Annotated in this window: 15 protein-coding genes; 5 read left to right on the top strand and 10 right to left on the bottom strand. The window is 72.4% G+C overall.

The annotated features are described in order from the left end of the window. Positions 1–46: 46 nt before the first annotated feature. Complete coding sequence (locus ACZ4MH_RS13680; RefSeq protein WP_351590362.1) at positions 47–1,327, bottom strand: MFS transporter; 1,281 nt, start codon at positions 1,325–1,327, stop codon at positions 47–49. 181 nt (positions 1,328–1,508) lie between these two features. On the opposite strand from ACZ4MH_RS13680, the gene ACZ4MH_RS13675 reads away from it, so the two are divergent. Next, positions 1,509–2,141 (top strand): TetR/AcrR family transcriptional regulator, encoded by a 633-nt coding sequence (locus tag ACZ4MH_RS13675; RefSeq protein ID WP_467754504.1) that lies wholly within the window; start codon positions 1,509–1,511, stop codon positions 2,139–2,141. 15 nt (positions 2,142–2,156) lie between these two features. Here ACZ4MH_RS13675 and ACZ4MH_RS13670 read toward each other — a convergent pair whose 3' ends face one another. The 5 genes from ACZ4MH_RS13670 to ACZ4MH_RS13650 all read right to left on the bottom strand — a co-directional run bounded on the left by ACZ4MH_RS13670 (position 2,157) and on the right by ACZ4MH_RS13650 (position 7,986). Beyond that, on the bottom strand, positions 2,157–3,191 hold the full coding sequence (locus ACZ4MH_RS13670; protein ID WP_351590359.1) for an ABC transporter permease: 1,035 nt from the start codon (positions 3,189–3,191) through the stop codon (positions 2,157–2,159). Next, on the bottom strand, positions 3,188–4,150 hold the full coding sequence (locus ACZ4MH_RS13665; protein ID WP_351590356.1) for an ABC transporter permease: 963 nt from the start codon (positions 4,148–4,150) through the stop codon (positions 3,188–3,190). Before ACZ4MH_RS13665 ends, ACZ4MH_RS13670 begins: the two co-directional genes overlap by 4 nt. Next, positions 4,147–5,670 carry a sugar ABC transporter ATP-binding protein gene (locus ACZ4MH_RS13660; protein ID WP_351590353.1) on the bottom strand — a complete coding sequence of 508 codons (1,524 nt, stop codon included), beginning with the start codon at positions 5,668–5,670 and terminating at the stop codon, positions 4,147–4,149. The genes ACZ4MH_RS13665 and ACZ4MH_RS13660 overlap by 4 nt, the downstream gene beginning before the upstream one ends. 1 nt (position 5,671) lies before the next feature. Continuing rightward, positions 5,672–6,772 (bottom strand): ABC transporter substrate-binding protein, encoded by a 1,101-nt coding sequence (locus tag ACZ4MH_RS13655; protein WP_351590350.1) that lies wholly within the window; start codon positions 6,770–6,772, stop codon positions 5,672–5,674. Between the two features lie 197 nt (positions 6,773–6,969). Then, positions 6,970–7,986, bottom strand: a complete 1,017-nt coding sequence (locus ACZ4MH_RS13650) for a LacI family DNA-binding transcriptional regulator (RefSeq protein ID WP_351590347.1) — start codon at positions 7,984–7,986, stop codon at positions 6,970–6,972. 189 nt (positions 7,987–8,175) lie between these two features. On the opposite strand from ACZ4MH_RS13650, the gene ACZ4MH_RS13645 reads away from it, so the two are divergent. Then, positions 8,176–10,785: a PA14 domain-containing protein gene (locus tag ACZ4MH_RS13645; protein WP_351590345.1), complete on the top strand. Its 2,610-nt coding sequence runs from the start codon at positions 8,176–8,178 to the stop codon at positions 10,783–10,785. A 37-nt stretch (positions 10,786–10,822) separates the two neighbouring features. On the opposite strand, the gene ACZ4MH_RS13640 is transcribed toward ACZ4MH_RS13645, so the two are convergent. Continuing rightward, the gene (locus ACZ4MH_RS13640; protein WP_351590342.1) at positions 10,823–12,169 is read right to left on the bottom strand and encodes an MFS transporter; all 1,347 of its coding nucleotides are present in this window, start codon (positions 12,167–12,169) and stop codon (positions 10,823–10,825) included. Then, complete coding sequence (locus tag ACZ4MH_RS13635; RefSeq protein WP_351590339.1) at positions 12,166–13,437, bottom strand: tetratricopeptide repeat protein; 1,272 nt, start codon at positions 13,435–13,437, stop codon at positions 12,166–12,168. Before ACZ4MH_RS13635 ends, ACZ4MH_RS13640 begins: the two co-directional genes overlap by 4 nt. A 224-nt stretch (positions 13,438–13,661) precedes the next feature. Between ACZ4MH_RS13635 and ACZ4MH_RS13630 the strand changes: the two genes are divergently transcribed. Beyond that, a complete protein-coding gene (locus ACZ4MH_RS13630; protein WP_351590336.1) occupies positions 13,662–14,129 on the top strand; it encodes an SsgA family sporulation/cell division regulator in 468 nt (155 codons plus the stop codon). A 22-nt stretch (positions 14,130–14,151) separates the two neighbouring features. Here ACZ4MH_RS13630 and ACZ4MH_RS13625 read toward each other — a convergent pair whose 3' ends face one another. Continuing rightward, the gene (locus tag ACZ4MH_RS13625) at positions 14,152–15,429 is read right to left on the bottom strand and encodes an APC family permease (protein WP_351590333.1); all 1,278 of its coding nucleotides are present in this window, start codon (positions 15,427–15,429) and stop codon (positions 14,152–14,154) included. A 61-nt stretch (positions 15,430–15,490) separates the two neighbouring features. After that, a complete protein-coding gene (gene bla / locus ACZ4MH_RS13620; protein WP_351590331.1) occupies positions 15,491–16,411 on the bottom strand; it encodes a class A beta-lactamase in 921 nt (306 codons plus the stop codon). A gap of 97 nt (positions 16,412–16,508) precedes the next feature. Here bla and ACZ4MH_RS13615 point away from each other — a divergent pair, with 97 nt between their 5' ends. Then, positions 16,509–17,387 (top strand): LysR family transcriptional regulator, encoded by an 879-nt coding sequence (locus ACZ4MH_RS13615; protein WP_351590328.1) that lies wholly within the window; start codon positions 16,509–16,511, stop codon positions 17,385–17,387. A 23-nt stretch (positions 17,388–17,410) separates the two neighbouring features. Continuing rightward, the gene (locus ACZ4MH_RS13610; protein ID WP_467754503.1) at positions 17,411–18,298 is read left to right on the top strand and encodes a serine hydrolase; all 888 of its coding nucleotides are present in this window, start codon (positions 17,411–17,413) and stop codon (positions 18,296–18,298) included. Positions 18,299–18,301 lie beyond the last annotated feature (3 nt).

The following is an 18,301-nucleotide window of genomic DNA, read 5'->3' as shown; positions in this document are numbered from 1 at the left end:
CGTGACTCCTTGGTGCGAAGGGATGGTGCGACGGGCGCGGGCCGGCTCATCGCGCGCCCTTGATACGGGTGACGAGTACCGAACCGATCAGCGCGGCGGCCGCGGCCACGCCGAACAGCAGGGGGTAGTTCCCTCCCCCGCCGATCGCCAGCACGAACGGCGCGATCATCGGCATCAGGGACTGCGGCAGCGCGTTGGCGATGTTGACGATGCCGAGGTCCTTGGCGGGGTTGTCGGGGTCGGGCAGGACGTGGGTGATCAGCGCCATGTCGACGGCGTAGAAAAGGCCGCCGCCGACGCTCATGACGAACTGGGCGACGACGATCCAGGTGAGGTCCGGGGCGAGGGCCAGCAGCGCGAGGCCGGCGGCGACGATGAGCCCGGAGGCGACGACGAAGGGCTTGCGGCGGCCGAAGCGGTCGGAGAGCCGGCCGCCGGCCGCGGCCGTGACGGACTGGACGGCGTAGCCGGCGGCGACCAGTACGGCCACGGTGCCCGCCGTGGCGGCGGCGCTCACGCCCATCCGGAAGGGCAGGTAGTAGGCCAGGTAGGTCATCGGCGCGACGGAGCCGAACATGACCAGGAACTTGGTGAGCCAGGCCCAGCCGAAGTCCGGGCTGCGGCGCGGGTCGAACACGAAGCTGCCGAGGAACTCCCGCACGGAGAACGGCTCGGGCGGCCCGGCCGGCGCGCGGTCGTCCAGCGTGAGCACGAACCAGCCGACCAGGGCGACGGTCAGCACGGCCGGCAGCAGGAACATCACCCGCGCGTCGGTGCTGAGCGCGGCGATGCCCGAGCCGGCCAGTACGGCGGCGGTGAGGCCGGTGCCGATGGCCCCGGAGGCGCTGCCCCGGGCGGCTTCGGGCACCTGGTCCGGGATGGTCGCCATGAGGGCCGCGTACACGGCGTTGAAGGAGGTCTGGACGACGGCCCAGCCGATGACGAGGGCGGGGACGGAGGGCACGAAGGCGATCACCGTCAGGCCCAGCAGGCCGCCGACGAGTCCGCCGACGAGCCAGGGCCGGCGGCGCCCGAAGCGGGAGCGGGTGCGGTCCGAGAGCCTGCCGAAGAGCGGATTGGCGATCACCGCCAAGACGGCGCCGACGCCGAGCACGAGGCCCAGTACCGATTCCTTGTCGCGGGGCGCGATGTCCGCGACGCGCAGCGCCATGGTGACGATGACGGGCGTCAACAGGGCGCTGTAGAGGCCGAAGTTGGCGAGGCCCAGGCGGAGTACGAAGCCCCGCGGGGCTCTTTCCGCGTCCGGGTCGGTGCTCGCGGGCTCGGCAGGCGTGGTGGCTGGAGCGGGGACAGCTGCCTGATCCACTGCCGTACCTCCTCATTGAGGTGAAGAAAGCGGCTCGAAGGCAGGGAGGAATCACGCCACGAGACGGCGGGCTCCCTGCGGTTCGCAGCATCGTGTCCCAGCCACCTGGTGAGCGGTAGGCTTTGTAATGTCTTCGTTACCTTCAGGGGTCCGGACCGTTTCGTCGATTAGGCTCGGGCCCGTGGCAGCGAACGAACGGTCCGTGGCGAAGGAACGGGAAGCGCGGCGCGGGTGGGCCGTGCGCGGCGAGGACCGCCGCGCGGAGATCCTCCGGGCGGCGCTGGAGGTGATCGCCGAGCGCGGTTACCGAGGCGCCTCGCTGAGCGCGGTCGCCGAACGGGTCGGCATCACCCAGCAGGGCCTGCTGCACCACTTCCCCACCAAGGAGGCGCTGCTCGTCGCCGTGCTGGAGGCGCGGGACGCGTGGGACACCGGCGGCGGCTCCCCGCGGCGCGGCGAGCCCTGGCCGCTGGACCTGTACGCCTCGCTCGTCGAGTACAACGCCATGCGCCCGGGCATCGTGCAGACCTTCTCCGCCCTGCTCGGCGAGAGCGTGACCGGGGAGGACCACCCGGCGCGGGAGTTCTTCGCCCACCGCTATGCGACGGTGCGCGAGTCGGCGGCCGCCACGCTGCGGGCCGAGTTCGGCGACCGGCTCCCCGGCGGCCGTACGCCGGAGGAGGCGGCGCCGCTGCTCATCGCGGTGATGGACGGCCTGCAGTTCCAGTGGCTGCTGGACCCCGCGGCCGTGGACATGCCGGCCGCCTTCCGCACGCTGGTCCAGCTCCTGGGCCGGACGGAGCCCAAGGACTGAGGCCCGGCTGCTCGTTCAGGTCCGCCGCCCCCGCCGCCCCAGCCACGTCTGGGCGATCACGACCACCGCGAGGAACGCGCCGCTGACCACCTGCTGATAGGCGGAGTCGAGGGAGCCGATCTGGTTGATGACGTTCTGGATGACCTTCAGCAGGAGGACGCCCACCAGCGAGCCGCTGAGGAAGCCGGAGCCGCCGGTCAGCAGCGTGCCGCCGATGACGACGGCGGAGATCGCCTCCAGCTCCATGCCGGAGCCGAGGATGGTGACGCCGGAGACCAGCCAGGCCGCGTTGAGCGCCCCGGCGAGCCCGGCGCACAGGCCGGACAGCGTGTACACGATGATCTTCGTACGGTCGACCGGCGCACCCATCAGCGCCGCGGCGTCCTCGTTGCCGCCGACCGCGTAGACGTACTGGCCGAAGCGGGTGCGGCGGAGCACCAGCGCGCCGGCCGCGAACAGCACCAGCGCGATCCACACGGGCACGCCGACCCCGAGCAGCCTGCCCTGGCCGAGCGTCGCGAAGAACGTGCCCTTGTCGACGAGGTACGTCTGCGATCCCTCGTCCGTGACGGCGAGCAGCAGGCCGCGCGCGCCGAGCATCGCGGCGAGTGTCACGATGAACGGGGCGAGCCGGGACCGGGCGATCAGCACCCCGTTGAGCAGGCCGATGAGGCCGCAGACGGCGAGCGGGAGCAGCAGCGCCACGGCCGTCCCGTACCGCGATCCCCACGCCGCGAGCACGCCGCCGAGCGCGAACAGCGAGCCCACCGACAGGTCGATGCCACCGGTGACGATCACGAACGTCATGCCGAGCGCCACGACCGCCAGGAACGCGGACGACAGCGCCATGTTCTGGACGTTGTCGGCCGTCAGGAAGGGTTCGAAGGTGAGCGCCGCGACGATCACGGCGAGTACGAGGGTGACCAGCGCGCCGTGCTGCTGGGCGAGCGCGCTGAGCCGCTCGGCGGGCCGCGGCGCGTCGACCGCCGCCTCCTCGGCCCCGGCAACAGGCGGCACCGGCACCGGATCGCGGACATCGGCGGTGGTCATCGCTTCCCCCGTTCCCTGGCCGCGTAGACCGCGAGAACGATCACCGCGGCCTGGGCGATCTGGGTCCATGACGGCGGCAGGTCGTGCTTGATGAGTGTGGCGGTCAGCAGCTGGATCAGGACGGCGCCGGCAACGGTGCCGCCGATGCGCACGCGGCCGCCGCTGAGCGGAGTACCGCCGACGACCACGGCGGTGATCGCGGACAGCTCCATCAGGGTGCCGAGCGAGGTGGGGTCGCTGGCGGTGAGCCGCGCCGTGGCCAGCACGCCCGCGATCGCGGCGAGCGCCCCGGAGGCGGCGTAGACGAGGATCAGTACGCGGCGTACCGGCAGGCCCGCCAGGCGCGCGGCCGGGCGGCTGTCCCCGATGGCGAGCAGCTGCCGGCCGAAGGTCGTGCGGCGGACGACGAAGGCGGTGAGCAGCGCGAGGCCCGCCGCGATCAGGACGAGATACGGGACGCCGAGTACGGCACCGGAGCCGAGGGCCGCCATGCCGGGGTCGTGCACCTGCTTGAGCTGGGGCAGCAGGACGAGTGCGAGGCCGCGTCCGGCGACCATCAGCGCGAGGGTGGCGACGATCGGCTGCACCCCGACGAAGGCGATGAGCGAGCCGTTCGCGAGGCCGACGACGATGCCGCCGACCACCGCGACGAGCAGCGCGATCCACGGCCCGTACCCGAGGTAGAGCGAGACGAGTGAGGTGGCCAGGGCCATCACTGAGCCGACGGACAGGTCGACGCCCTCGGTGCCGATGGCCAGCGCCATGCCGAGCGCGACGATCAGGACGGGCGCGACCTGCACGGCCTGGGTGCGGAAGTTCTCGGCGGAGAGGAAGTGCGGGGTGAAGAGGATGTTCACGAGGAGGAGTGCGGCGACGCCCGCGTAGACGCCGTAGTTCTGGAGGAGGCTGCGGAGCCGGTCGCGGTCGGCGGTGGCCCGGCCCAGGGACAGTGCGGTCATGCGGGGCCTCCCGCGGGTGCGGTCGCGATGGCGCGCATCAGGCGGTCTGCGGTGACGGCGTCGCCGGTCAGCTCCTCGACGACGGCGCCGTCCTTGAGGACGACGATCCGGTCCGAGCCCTCGATCAGCTCCTCCATGTCGGAGGAGATCAGCAGGACGCCCAGGCCGTCGGCGGCGAGCTCGTCGATGAGCCGTTGCACCTCGGCCTTGGCGCCGACGTCGATGCCGCGGGTCGGCTCGTCGAGCAGCAGTACCTTCGGGTGCATGGCGAGCCAGCGGGCGAGCAGCACCTTCTGCTGGTTGCCGCCGGAGAGTTCGCCCACCTTCTGGTGCGGCCCCGCCGCCTTGATGCGCAGCCGCTGGACGAAGGTGTCGACGATCCGGTCGATGCGGGCCTCGTCGACCAGGCCGAACCGGGACAGGCCTGGCAGCGCGGCGAGCGCGATGTTCTCCCGCACCGACAGGCCCGGCACGATGCCCTCGGCCTTGCGGTCCTCGGGGAGCAGGCTGATGCCGGCGCGGATCGCGGCGGGTGTGGAGCCGGTGCGGACGGGGGCGCCCGCCACCACGACCGTTCCGGAGTCCAGGGGCAGCGCGCCGGCGATCGCCTTCGCGGTCTCGCTGCGGCCGGAGCCGAGCAGCCCGCCCAGGCCGACGACCTCGCCGGGCCGTACGTCCAGACCGACGCCGCGGAGGTGGTGACGTACCGTCATGTTCCTTGCGGACAAGACTGGTTCGGTGTCCTTGGCGTGGTGGCCGCCGGTGAATTCGGTACGGCCCTCCTCGCGTACCTCGCCGGGATCGCGCCCCAGCATCAGGGAGACCAGCCGCAGCCGGTCGAGGCCGGTCATGGGGCCCGTGTGGACGGCGCTGCCGTCGCGCAGCACGGTGACCGCGTCGCAGATCTCGTACAGCTCCTCCAGGCGGTGGCTGACGTAGACGACGGCGATGCCGCGCTCGCGCAACATGCGGATCACGCCGAACAGGGTGCGCACCTCGCGCGGTTCGAGGGAGGAAGTCGGCTCGTCCATGATGACGACGCGCGCGTCCACCGAGACCGCGCGGGCCAGGGCCACCATCTGCTGCGCGCCGACGCCGAGTTCGCGCAGCGGGCGGCGGACGTCGACGCGTACGCCCAGTTCGCGCAGCGCCTCGTCCGCCGCGCGGTGCATCCGGCGGAAGTCGATCAGGCCGAGGCGGCCGCGCGGCTCGCGGCCGAGGAAGAGATTGCGGGCCACGCTCATCAGGGGGACGAGGTTGACCTCCTGGTAGATGGTGGAGATGCCCGCGTGCTGCGCTTCGAGCGGGGTGGCGAAGGCGACGTCCGCGCCGTCGTACGTCATCGTCCCGGCCCCCGGGTCCGGCCGGTACACACCGGTCAGGACCTTGATGAGGGTGGACTTGCCCGCGCCGTTCTCGCCGATGAGGGCGTGCACCTCCCCAGCGCGGGCGGTGAAGTCGACGCCGTCGAGCGCCCGTACGCCGGGGAAGGTCTTGCTGATGCCGGTGACCGACAGCACCTCAGTACGCCTTCGTGAGGTCGGCCTTGGCGTTGTCCTTCGCGTACGCGCTGTCCTTGATGACGATGTCCTGCGGCACCTTCTCGCCCTTGGTGAAGGCGTCCAGGGTCTGGAAGGCGAGCGGGCCGAAGCGCGGGTTGGACTCGATGACGCCGTCGATCCAGCCGTCCACGATGCCCTGGACGGCGCTGCGCGTGCCGTCGACGGTGACGATCTTGACGTCGCCGGGCTGCTTGCCCGCGCCCTTGAGCGCGTTGACCGCGCCGAGGCCCATCTCGTCGTTCTCGGCGTAGATCCCGTCGATGCCGGGCTTGGACTGGATGAGCTGCTCGGTGACCGACTGGCCCTTCTCGCGGGAGAATTCGCCGGTCTGCTGGAAGACGACCTTCAGGTCGGGCGCCTTCTCCTTGAGGCGCTGCTCGAATCCCTTGGTGCGTTCGGTGGTGACGTTGTTGCCCGCGGCGCCGAGCAGGATGGCGATCTCGCCCTTGCCGTCGGTCGCCTCGATCATCCGGTCGGCGGCGCGCTTGCCCTGCTCGACGAAGTCGGAGCCGATGAAGCTGACGTAGTCCTTGCAGGCCGTGCCGTTGATCTTGCGGTCGACGGTGACGATGGGGATGTGCCGGGCGCGCGCGGAGCTCAGTACCGGCTCCCAGCCGTCGGAGTTGAGCGGGGCGATGACCAGCAGGTCCGCGCCCTTGGCGATGAGGTCCTGCACGTCGCTGATCTGCTTGGAGAACTGCGACTGGCCGTTGGCCGTGAGCAGCTTGATGCCGCGCTTGGCCGCCTCGGCCTTGAGGGAGGCGGTCTCCGCGATCCGGAAGGGGTTCGCCTCCTTCTCGGACTGGGAGAAGCCGACGGTGGCGTGCTCGAGGTCGAGCTTCTTGCCGCCGAAGGCGTCAAGGGTGCAGGTCTTCCCGCCGGCACCGGTGCCCGACGCGGCGGCGGCCCCGCCGGAGCCGTCCTGCGCGGCGGGCTTCTTGTCCGCCGCGGCGTCGTCCTCGGACTTGGCGCAGCCGGAGACGAGCGCGAGGCTCGTGATGAGGCCGGTGGCGAGCAGGGCTCTCGCGGAGGTGCGGCGAAGAGAGGAGGTCGGCTTCATGGGGTCCCCAAATGGCACGGCCCCGGCGCGCGGAGCGCTCGCGGGGACTTCGGAACGTGCAGGCAACTGGTGGCTCAGGTGAGGGTTTTACATCGTTGAAAGAACGCTGACAACCCTCCGCGTACGAAATGCCGGGCGCCACCACCGATTCGCCCGCCTCGGCAACCACGGCCCGACGGCCCCGACTTGGTGCGGGATCAGCGGCGGCCCAGCGTGCTCTCCCGCTCCACCAGCCGGAACTCCGCGACCAACTCCCGCCCCACGGGCCGGTCCGCCCGGTTCTCCAGCGTGCGCAGCAGCGACTCGACGGCCAGCCGGGCGATGGACCGCTTGTCCGGGGAGACCGTGGTCAGGCTGACGGCACCGAACCGCCCCTCGGCGATGTCGTCGAAGCCGACCACCGCCACGTCCCACGGCACCCGCAGCCCCCGCTCGTGCAGCACCCGCATCGCGCCGATGGCCACCAGGTCGTTGTACGCGAACACCGCGTCGGGCCGCACACCGGCATCCAGCATCCGCGCCATCGCCTCGGCCCCGTCCCCCCGGTCCCAGCCCCCGGTCGGGCCGATCAGGCTGTCCGGCGCGGGCACGCCCGCCTCCGCCAGCTCCGTCCGCCAGCCCGCGAGCCGCAGGTGCGCGGGGCGGTTCGCCGAGTCGGTACGGGCTCCCAGGTAGGCGATGCGGGTGCGGCCGCGGCCGAGCAGATGGCGCACCGCCATGCGCGCCGCCGCGACATTGTCGATCGCGATGTGGTCGTACGGCAGGTCGTACTCGCGCTCGCCGAGCAGCACCAGCGGGACGTCGTCCTCGCGGCCCCGCAGGTCCTCCACTTCGAGCTCCAGCGGGCTGAGGATCAGGCCGTCGATGACGCCGGCCCGGAAACCCTGGCTGACCAGGACCTCCCGCTCGCGATCGCCGCCGGTGTGGTCGAGCAGCACGGTCAGGTCGTGCTCGGCGGCGACGTCGATGACGGCGCCCGCGAGCTCCGCGAAGTACGGGTTGCCGAGCTCGGGAACGGCGAGCGCGAGGATGCCCGTGCGGCCTTTGCGCAGGTGTCGTGCCGTCATGTTCGGCCGGTAGCCCAGCTCGTCGATGGCGGCCTGGACCCGGGCCCGCATCCCCGGGGTGACGTGCTGATAGTTGTTCACCACGTTCGAAACGGTCTTGATCGAGACACCGGCGCGTTCCGCGACGTCTTTCAGGCTCACTCGCAAAGGGATCTCCTCGGTATCGACGGTGCGCGCAGCGCTCCCCCGCCCGGCTGGTGTGACACTCTCCCGCCCGGCTTCTGTGCCGCACCTGGACAGGATCGGGGAGCCGTGCTGTCATGCCAACTGCCGTTCCTTCCAACGTTGTACAGACTGATGCAACGAGCCGCCACCCTTCCTCGACAAGGAGGATCCGTGCGCACCAAACGGTTCAGAGACAGACTCGGCCTGCTGCTCGCGGCCACGCTGGGCGCCGCGGGACTCGCCGCCGCGCCGTCCGCCACGGCGGCCGACGAGCCGCAGCCCGACGCCGTCCACGGCCTCAAGGGCGAGTACTACACCCAATCGGCGCCCGGGGCCTTCGACTTCCACGAGCTGAAGTCCACCGGAGTCGACCCCGACCTCGACTTCGACAACCTCGAACCCCGGCTCGGCTACGCCACCGGGCAGAACGACGATGTCAGCGTCCGCTGGACCGGGAAGATCGTCCCCGCGAAGACCGGTCCCACAACGTTCTCCCTCAGCGCCGACAACGGCTTCCGCCTGTGGGTCGACGGGAAGATCGCCATCGACCACTGGGTGGACGACTGGGACAAGGAGCAGACGTCCCGGCCGGTCGAGCTGACCGCGGGCAAGGCCTACGACATCAAGGTCGAGTACTTCGAGCACTTCGGCGGGTCCAACCTGCACCTGCGCTGGACCCCGCCCGGCAGCAACAAGGCCGCCGTCCCGCAGTCGGCGTTCCGGCTGCCCGACGGCTTCGACTACGACGGCGCGACCGCCGCCACCGTCCTCGGCGACGGCCGCACGCTCAAGCTGGACTTCCCGCAGCGACTGGCCGCACCGCCGGCCGGTCTGACGGACCACCTCGACGCGGTCATCGGCGGCAGCGCCTGGCCGCTGGGCGCCGCGAAGGCGGACCCGTCCGACCCCAAGGCGCTGCTCGTCGGGCTCAAGGAACCGGTCGTCGGCAACAAGACCGGTACCGCGCGCGGTGACGTCGAGCTCCGCTACGACGGCGAGGCGGGCCTGGCCCGCGCGGACGGCGAGCGGATCGGCCGGTTCTGGTCCAGCGGCGCCAACAAGTCCACGTACGAGCTGCGCACCAAGTGGGCCGATGACGTGAGCGAGAAGAACGCCCACCCCGAGTACCCGCGCCCGCAGCTGACGCGCGACGCCTGGCGCAACCTCAACGGCTCCTGGCAGTTCGCCGCCGCCGAGTCCGGCGAGCAGCCGCCCGTCGGCAAGAAGCTGGGCGAGAAGATCCTGGTGCCGTACCCGGTCGAGTCGCAGCTCTCGGGCATCGAGCGGCACGAGGACCGCATGTGGTACCGCCGCACGTTCACCGTCCCGAACGACTGGAAGGTGGGCGACGGCAAGCGGCTCCGGCTGAACTTCGGCGCCGTCGACTGGCAGGCCGAGGTGTACGTCAACGGCACCAAGGTGGCCGCGCACAAGGGCGGTTACGACAAGTTCAGCGCCGACATCACCGACGCGCTCAAGCCCGGCAAGACCCAGGAGCTGATCGTCGGCGTCTACGACCCGACCGACGCGAAGGGCGGCGAGAATCCGCCGCTCGGCAAGCAGCGCCTGGACCCGAGCGGCATCTGGTACACCCCCTCGTCCGGCATCTGGCAGACGGTGTGGATGGAGCCGGTCGCGGCCGACCACGCCGACTCGCTGAAGATCACCCCGAAGGTCGCGGACGGCACGGTCGCGGTCCAGCCGCGCGGCGTGCGGAACGGCGTGCCGGTCACGGCCACCGCGTACGACGGCAAGCGCCGGGTGGCGACGGTGAGCGGCCGCACGGGCGAGCCGCTGACGCTGAAGATCAAGGACCCGCACCTGTGGTCCCCCGACGACCCGTTCCTGTACGGCCTGAAGGTGAGCGTCGGCAGCGACCGCGTCGGCAGCTACTTCGGGATGCGCTCCATCGCCGTGGAGAAGATCGACGGCACCCCGCGCACCGTGCTCAACGGCAAGCCCGTCTTCATGATGGCCACGCTCGACCAGGGCTTCTGGCCCGACGGGCTGCACACGGCGCCGACCGACGAGGCGCTGGCGTACGACCTGAAGCTGCACAAGCAGCTGGGCTACAACTCCGTACGCAAGCACATCAAGGTCGAGCCCGACCGCTGGTTCTACTGGGCGGACAAGCTGGGCCTGCTCGTCTGGCAGGACATGCCGGCCATGACGGCGGGCACCAACCCGGACGCCGCGTCCCGCGCCGAGTACGAGCGGGAGATGAAGACGATGATCGACCAGCACGACAGCCACCCCTCGGTGATCATGTGGGTCACCTTCAACGAGGGCTGGGGCCAGTACGACGAGGCCCGGATCGCCGACCAGGCCAAGTCCTGGGACCCGACGCGCCTGATCAACGGCCAGTCGGGCCTCAACCTCGGCCGTGACGGCGGCACCGGCGACATCATGGACGAGCACGGCTACCCGAGCCCGGCCCTGCCCCCGCACCCCGACGGCAAACGCGCCCTGATCAGCGGCGAGTACGGCGGCCTCGGGCTCGGCGTGCCCGGACACGCGTGGTCGGTGCAGCAGTCGTACGTCGATGTCGACCCGGCGACGTACACGGACGACTATCTGAAGCGCCTCGCCGAGGTGCGCCAGCTGGCCTGCCGGGGCGGCAACGGCGCCGTCTACACGCAGATCTCGGACGTCGAGGGCGAGCTGAACGGCCTGGTGACGTACGACCGCAAGGTGGTCAAGCCGGATGTGAAGCGGCTCAAGGCCGCCCACCAAGCGCTGATCCACGACGCGTCGCAGGCGACACCCGCGGGCTGCCGCTAGGAAGCGGGCGGCTCGGGCCCCGCTCTGCCGGTAACCGTCAGACGGCTACCGGCAGAGCGGGGCCGTCCCGGGCTCCGTCCGGTGCCCGGGTATCGGGCAGCCGCAGCAGGCAGGCCAGGCTCGCCGCGCACAGGCAGATCACATAGGCGCCGGTCACCCAGGGGAGGCCGGTGCGGGAGAGGCCGGACAGCCAGCTGTCGATCAAGGGGGTGAGGGCGCCGCCGAGTACGGCGCCGAGGTTGTAGGAGAGCGCGGTGCCCGTCGTACGGATGCGAGCCTCGAACAGCTCGGGGATGTAGGCCCCTTGGACCCCGAGCGTGGTGATCAAGGTGAGCAGCATGACGGTGGTGCCCACCGTGAGCGCGATGAGACTCCCGGTCTCCAGGAGCGCCAGGTACGGGACCGTCCAGGCGGCCATGGCGGCGCATCCGATGATGCTGAGCCTGCGGCGGCCGAAACGGTCGCCGCACACCGCGGCGACGGGCGTGGCCACCGCCATCACCGTCATCGCGACCATGACGCACAGCAGCGTCCCGGTGGGGTCCAGGCCCACGGTCCGCGTGGCGTGGGAGATCGCCCACGTCGTCGCCGTGTAGTGGACGGCGTAGGAACAGGTGACCGCCCCGGCGACGAGCAGGACCCGGCCACGGTGCCGCCTGAGCACGAGGCGGACGGGGGAACGGGACAGGGCGCCCTCCTGGACGAGCGCCCGGAACGCGGGGGACTCGGTGAGCGAGGACCGGAGCAGGTACCCGGCGAGCGTCAGCACGCCCGCGCACCAGAAGGGCACCCGCCAGCCCCAGGTCCGGAACTGCTCCGCGCTCAGCGTCCCGGAGAGCGCCAGCATTGCGCCGTTGGCCAGCAGGAACCCGAGGGCCGGGCCGGTCTGCGGCAAGGAGGCCCACAGCCCGCGCCGCTTCACCGGTGCGTGTTCGGTCGCGAGGACGACGGCCCCCGTCCACTCCCCGCCGATCCCGACGCCCTGCAGGAGGCGCAGCGCGACGAGGCACACGGGCGCCGCCATCCCCAGTTCCTGGTAACCGGGGAGCAGGCCCACCCCGAGGGTGGCGCCGCCCGTGGTCAGTACCGTGCCCAGCAGCATCGCGCGGCGTCCCAGCCGGTCGCCGATCCACCCGAACACGGCCGACCCCACGGGTCGGGCCAGGAAGCCGGTGGCGAAGGTGGCCATGGCCGCCAGGGTTCCCGCGGCGGGCGCGAAGTGCGGGAAGAACACCGGGCCGAGGACGAGCGCGGCCGCGATGGCGTACAGGGTGAAATCGTAGAACTCGATGACGGTGCCGATCAGGCCGGCAGCGGTGATCCGGTTGAGGGCGGCTGTTCTGCTTTCCGGCCCGCGCCGGCCGTTCTTCCCGACGGACTTCATGGTCCCTCCTGCGACCAGAGACGGATCTTTTCGTCCAGCTCCAGGGCGGCGGCGAGCCGCCGGTTCCGGTAAGGGCCGAGTTCCTGGCTCATCGTCGCCACCACGTACCGCACCCGGGCCGACCGCACCCCGTCCATCAGCCGGAGCGCCTCGCTCCAGGTGGCGCACGCCTGCTCCACCCGTCCTTGTCGGCACTGCATGGTCCCGGCGTGGGCGAGGCTGAGCGCGGCGATGCGCCGGTAGTCGGCCCCCGTCCGGCTCCACACCGCCCGGCTGAAGTGCTGTTCGGCGATGTCGTAGGCGCCCATGTGCTGGGCCGTCTTGGCGGTATGGGTGCCCACGCAGGCCTGCGCCGATCCCCACAGCGCGGCCCAGTACGGCATCTCCCGCTCGTCGGCCCCGTCCACGAGCCGGGCCGCGCGGGCGGTTTCCGCGACCGCTTCGCGCCGTCTGCCCTCCATCGCCAGCGCGCGGGCCCGGGTGGCGACGTACAGCGCCTCCGTGGCCGGGTCCGTGCGTCCCTTGACCCGGTGCAGTGCCGCGTCGACGAGCGCCAGCGCGTGTTCGGCCCGGCCCGTCTCCATGCCGTGGTGTGCCAGGACCCGCAGCACGAACGCTCCGTGCAGGTCGTTGTCCGCTTCCCGGGTGAGCCGGAACGCCTGGAGGTAGTACCGCTGCGCCAGGCCCTGCTCGCCGGCGTCGTACGCCTTCCAGCCGGAGAGGTAGGCGACGCACGCGGCGGCCGAGAGGATCTGCCGCTTCAGTTCCTCGGTGCGGAACCGGGCCCGGCACAGGGCGGCCACATCACTGGTCAAGTACTGCACCAGCGCCGACCGGCCGTGCTGTCCGCCGTGGCGTTCGTCGACGGCGGTGAACAGCTCCGTCAGCTCCCGCACGGCGCGTACCTCGGGCTCCCCCGCGGTCCCGGCCTGACGCACCGCGGAAGCGTGCGCCGCCTCCTGGGCGTCGAGGTCCAGCGCGAGGGACGCGACCGCGACGCTGTACGGCGCGGCACGCGCTTCGGGGCGCCGCTCGATGTCGGCGCGGCCCAGCGCGGTCAGGACGTCGAGCGGGTCGCGGTCGACGTGCAGTCCGAACGCGGTGTCGGCAGACCCGCTCTCCGGGGAGCGCAGCCCCAGCTGTACGGGTGTCACGGGCCGCTGGAGCCGCCGCGCCAGGGCTTCGGCGATCAGACCGGCCGTGCTGTCCGCCGGCCGCGTGCCGGCGACCCAGTGCGCCACGGCGGAGGAGTTGGTGCGTACTGTCACGCCGCTCTCCGCCGCGACCGTACGCACCTCCCGCGCCAACTCCGCGTAACTGCAACCGGCTTCACGAATGGCCCGGTCCAAGGACTCGTTCCTCGTGCGCACCACGCCTCCGAGGGGTTTAAGCGATCTAAGCGGCTTGCCGACAGGAGGAGGCTATTCACCGCGGGCGAGGTCGAGTTGAGTGACTGCCGGAACATCGCTCTCTTGGGTGAGGAGCCCTTGACATGCCTGAGCACGACCCCGCCGTACGGTATGAAGCGGAAGACCGCCGCTCGGCGGAACGCGAGCTGGAATTCGAGCTTCTGCTCGCGCCCCGGTACGTGGTCCGCTCCCCTGTGGCGGTCCCCGCCCGGCTGCGCTACCTCGCGCGGGACCCGTTCGCGGTCCGCCTCTCCTTCCACATCGACACTCCCCACCCCGTCCACTGGACCTTTGCCCGCAGCCTCCTCATCGACGGCCTCTTCCGCCCCAGCGGGTCGGGCGACGTGCGGATCTGGCCGGCCCGTAGCGATGCGGACCGCGCCGTGGTCTGCCTGTCGCTCACCGCGCCGGCCGGCCTCACCATGCTGCGCGCGCCGGCCCTGCCGGTCTCGGCGTGGCTGGAGCGCACCCTTCGCATGGTGCCACCCGGGGACGAACGGATGGAGATCCCCGTAGTACCGCTCACGTCCGGGCCGTTGCGCGCGCCGTAGGCCCGGGCCGCCCGGCCGCCGGCTACGGCTCGCGGCGTCCGGCAGTCGTGCGGCGGATGCCGTACACGGCCGCGCCTGCCGCCAGTACCGCCGTGCCCGCCAGGACGGAGGACACGGGCAGGGCGAAGGCCAGGGTCAGACAGCCGGCGAGGCCGGCCGCCGGGACGACGCGGGGCGGGCGGCCCTCGGCGGAGGTGAGGGTCCACGCCGCGGCGTTGGCCACGGCGTAGTACGCCAGCACCGCGAACGAGGAGAAGCCGATCGCGCCGCGCAGGTCGGCCGTCGCGGCGAGGACGGCCACGACCGCGCCGACCGCGAGTTCGGCGCGGTGCGGCACCTTGAAGCGCGGGTGGACGGCGGCCAGGGCGTGCGGCAGGTGGCGGTCCCTGGCCATGGCCAGGGTGGTGCGCGACACCCCGAGGATCAGTGCCAGCAGCGAGCCGAGCGCGGCCACGGCGGCGCCGGCGCGGACCACGGGCGCGAGCCAAGCTGCGCCGGCGGTCCGCGCGGCGTCCGACAAGGGCGCCGCGGCACCGGCCAGTCCGCCCGGGCCGAGCACCATGAGAACGGCGACGGCGACCATGGCGTAGACCACCAGCGTGATCCCGAGCGCGATCGGGACGGCCCGGGGGATGGTCCGCGCGGGCTCGCGGACCTCCTCGCCGAGCGTGGCGATGCGCGCGTATCCGGCGAAGGCGAAGAACAGCAGGCCCGCAGCCTGGAGCAGCCCGCCGCCGGTGATGTCCGCGCCGAGCACCAGCCGGTTGGCGTCCGCCTCGCCGGAGAAGAGCACGGCGGCCACCACTGCGGCGAGCACGGCCAGGACGACGGCGACCACGGCGCGGGTGAGCCGGGCGGATTTCTGCACCCCGGCGTAGTTCACGGCGGTCAGTACCACCACAGCGGCGACCGCGACCGCGTGTGCGTGGCCCGGCCAGAGGTACGCGCCCGCGGTGAGCGCCATGGCGGCGCAGGAGGCGGTCTTGCCGACCACGAATCCCCAGCCGGCGAGGTAGCCCCAGAAGTCGCCGAGCCGCTCGCGGCCGTACACGTACGTGCCGCCGGAGGCCGGGTAGCGGGCGGCCAGCCGCGCCGAGGAGGTCGCGTTGCAGTACGCCACCACCGCGGCCAGTGCGAGGCCGAGCAGCAGCCCGGAACCGGCAGCGGCCGCCGCCGGGGCGAGGGCGGCGAAGATGCCGGCGCCGAGCATCGACCCGAGGCCGATCAGCACGGCGTCCGTCGTGCCCAGGCGCCGTTGCAGTGCGTGCGGGGCACCGGTGTCGGCCGTCGGCTTCTCCATGGACTCCCTCCTCGGCGAGCGCGGCGGCCAGCATACGGAATCCCGTGCCCCGGGGCCGTGCTCAGGTCAGCGCCGCCGCCACCAGCTCGGCGGCCTTCGCGACCAGCGCGTCGTCCGAGGGCCCTTCGGGTGCGTGCGTGGTGGTCAGGACGGACAGCAGGACCGGGGGCCGGCCGGGAGGCCAGGCGACGCCCACATCGTTGGCGACGCCGTACTCGCTGCCGCCGCCGGTCTTGTCCGCCGTGGTCCAGCCCTCGGGCAGACCGGCGCGGAAGCGCTTGGTGTTGGTGGTGTTCGCGACCAGCCAGCCCGTCAGCCGCTTGCGGTCCTCGGCGGCGAGGGCGCGGCCGACGACGAGGCGGCCGTAGGTCGTGCCGATGGCGCGGGGCGTGGTCGTGTCCGTCGTGCGCCAGGGTTCCGCCGAGTTCAGCTGCGGTTCCCACCGGTCGAGCCGGGTCGTGCCGTCGCCGAGCGAGCGGCAGAAGCGGGTGACGGCCGTGGGGCCGCCCAGCTCGCGGAGGAGGAGGTTGGCCGCGCCGTTGTCGCTGTGGCTGACGGCGGCGGAGCACAGTTCGGCGACGGTCATGCCGTGTGCGATGTTCCCGGGCTCGCTGCTGATCGGCGCGTAGCCGGCGTCCGTGACGTACTTCTTGGAGTAGTGGATGCGACGCGCCAGAAACTCGCCGTCGTGGTCGAGGTCGCGCAGGACGGCAGCGGCGGCGAGGCCCTTGAACACCGAGCACATCGGGAAGCGCTCGTCCGCGCGGTACCGCACCGTGCGGCCGGTGGCCAGGTCGCGGGCGAACACCCCCAGCCGCGCGGCGTGCTCCTGCTCCAGTCGCTTCAGCTGCCCGGAGAGCCCCTTGCCGTGCGGTGTTCGGGCGGATGCCGACGCGCAGGCGGGGAGCGCGGCGGCCACTGCCGTGCCCGCGCCGAGGGCCAGCACCCTGCGGCGGGACGGGCGTACTCGTGTGGTGTCCATGGCCAGGAAGTGAACCCGGCCCCCCCTCCCCATGTCGAATATGCTCTCGGCCTACGATCGATTCACTCGCCATATCACCGCACGCCACAGGAGTGGAATGCTGACGGAACGGCACTTGGAAATCTTCGTGGCGCTGGCGGAGGAGGAGCACTTCGGGGCCGCCGCGCAGCGCGTGGGGATCACCCAGCCGCCGCTGTCGCAGGGGCTGCGCCGGCTGGAGGCGCTGCTCGGGGTGCGGCTGTTCGACCGCACCCGTGGCGTGGTCCTGACCGACGAGGGCGCGCTGCTGCTGCCGCACGCGCGCAGGGCGCTCGCCGCGCTCGGGGAGCTGCGGGAGATCGGCGCGCGGGAGCACGCCGACGGCCGTCGGCTCCGGCTCGGGCTGGCGCCGGAGGTGCCGGCGGGGCTCGCGGCGGCCGTGGCGGCGGCGCCGGTACGCGCGGGGGAACAGAACCGCATAGGCGTACTGACGGCACCGACCGCCACGCTGCTCTCCGACATCGCGGCGGGCCGGCTGGACCTCGCGGTGATCCGGCATCCGGCGGTGCTGCACGGTCTGGCCGCGGGGCCGGTGGTCCTGTTCCCGAGCTGGGTGCTCTCCCCCGCCGGCCCGCACGGCCGGACGCCGACCGGTGGGGTGCCCCGGCAGCTGCCCGTCGCCGTGCGGCCCCGCGAGGAGGCGCCCGCGGCCCACGACCTGTTCGTCGACACGCTGGCCAGCCGGGGCCGGCGGGTGGAGACCGTCGTGGTGTCCGACGAGCGCGCCGGGCTGGCGCTCGTCGCGGCGGGACAGGCGGTACTGGTCACCGCCGACGCGACGCTGACCGCCGACGGCGTGGAGCGGAGACGGGCGACCGACCCGGCGCTGCCCCTGCGGCTACGGGTGGTGTGGGACCCCCGGCGGCCGGACGCGGCGGACACCGCGGACACGGCCCGGCTACTGGTGGACACTCTCGAACGGCAGGCGGCGTCATGAGCGGGACGCGGCGGGGAAGCGGTGTGGAGCGCACGATCCGCGAGATGTTCGCCGACGCGGGCGTGCGCGGCTGGCTGCACGTGGCGGAGCTGGACCGGCCCTCGGCCCGGGTGACCATCGATCCCGACGAGGCGGTGCCCATGGGCTCCGTGTACAAGGTGCCGCTGATGGTGGCCTGCTGCCGGCTGGCGGACGCCGGAGAGATCGACCCGCGCGAGCGGCTGACCCTGGAGCCGCCCGACCGGATCGCCGGTCCCACCGGCATCTCGATCCTGCGGGACGCCGTCACGATGTCGCTGCGCGACCTGGTGGTCATGATGATGAGCGTCTCCGACAACACGGCGGCCGACGCGCTGCTCCGCACGGTCGGCACCTCGGCGGTCGACGAGGTCTGCCGCGATCTGGAGATGCCGGACACGCGTATCCACGGCGGGGTCGCGGGGACGTGGGACCGGCTGCTCACGGAGACCGGTACGGACTCGCTGCCGGCCGCGATGGCGCGGCTCTCCAGCAACGACGACACCGTGCCCGAGGTCGTCTACAACCCCTTGTCGAAGGCCGCCACCACGCCCGCCGACATGGCGCGGCTGCTGCGGGCGATCTGGACCGGGCGGGCCGCCTCCCCCGAGCGCTGCGCGTTCATGCGCGAGGTCATGGGCCGGCAGCCGTGGCGGCACCGGCTGGCGTCCGGTTTCCCGTACGACGACGTGACCGTTTCGGGCAAGACCGGCACCTTCGGGTCGATGCGGCACGAGGCGGGGGTGGTCGAGCTGGCCGACGGCAGTACGTACACCGCCGTGGTCTTCACCCAAGCGGCGCGCGCGGACAACGTGTTGCCGCGGGCCGACGCGGTGATCGGCGCCGCGGCACGTACCGCCGTGGAGGAACTGCGGGGGAACGCGGGCACGTGACGC

It is taken from the genome of Streptomyces sp. NPDC026301 (assembly GCF_055567935.1).
This window is presented reverse-complemented; position numbering and strand designations above follow the sequence as displayed.

Coding starts and splice junctions, on each gene's coding strand:
- ACZ4MH_RS13625 (WP_351590333.1), bottom strand. CDS start 15,429: ATGGAGAAGCCGACGGCCGACACCGGTGCCCCGCACGCACTGCAACGG.
- bla (WP_351590331.1), bottom strand. CDS start 16,411: ATGGACACCACACGAGTACGCCCGTCCCGCCGCAGGGTGCTGGCCCTC.
- ACZ4MH_RS13640 (WP_351590342.1), bottom strand. CDS start 12,169: ATGAAGTCCGTCGGGAAGAACGGCCGGCGCGGGCCGGAAAGCAGAACA.
- ACZ4MH_RS13670 (WP_351590359.1), bottom strand. CDS start 3,191: ATGACCACCGCCGATGTCCGCGATCCGGTGCCGGTGCCGCCTGTTGCC.
- ACZ4MH_RS13665 (WP_351590356.1), bottom strand. CDS start 4,150: ATGACCGCACTGTCCCTGGGCCGGGCCACCGCCGACCGCGACCGGCTC.
- ACZ4MH_RS13630 (WP_351590336.1), top strand. CDS start 13,662: ATGCCTGAGCACGACCCCGCCGTACGGTATGAAGCGGAAGACCGCCGC.
- ACZ4MH_RS13655 (WP_351590350.1), bottom strand. CDS start 6,772: ATGAAGCCGACCTCCTCTCTTCGCCGCACCTCCGCGAGAGCCCTGCTC.
- ACZ4MH_RS13615 (WP_351590328.1), top strand. CDS start 16,509: ATGCTGACGGAACGGCACTTGGAAATCTTCGTGGCGCTGGCGGAGGAG.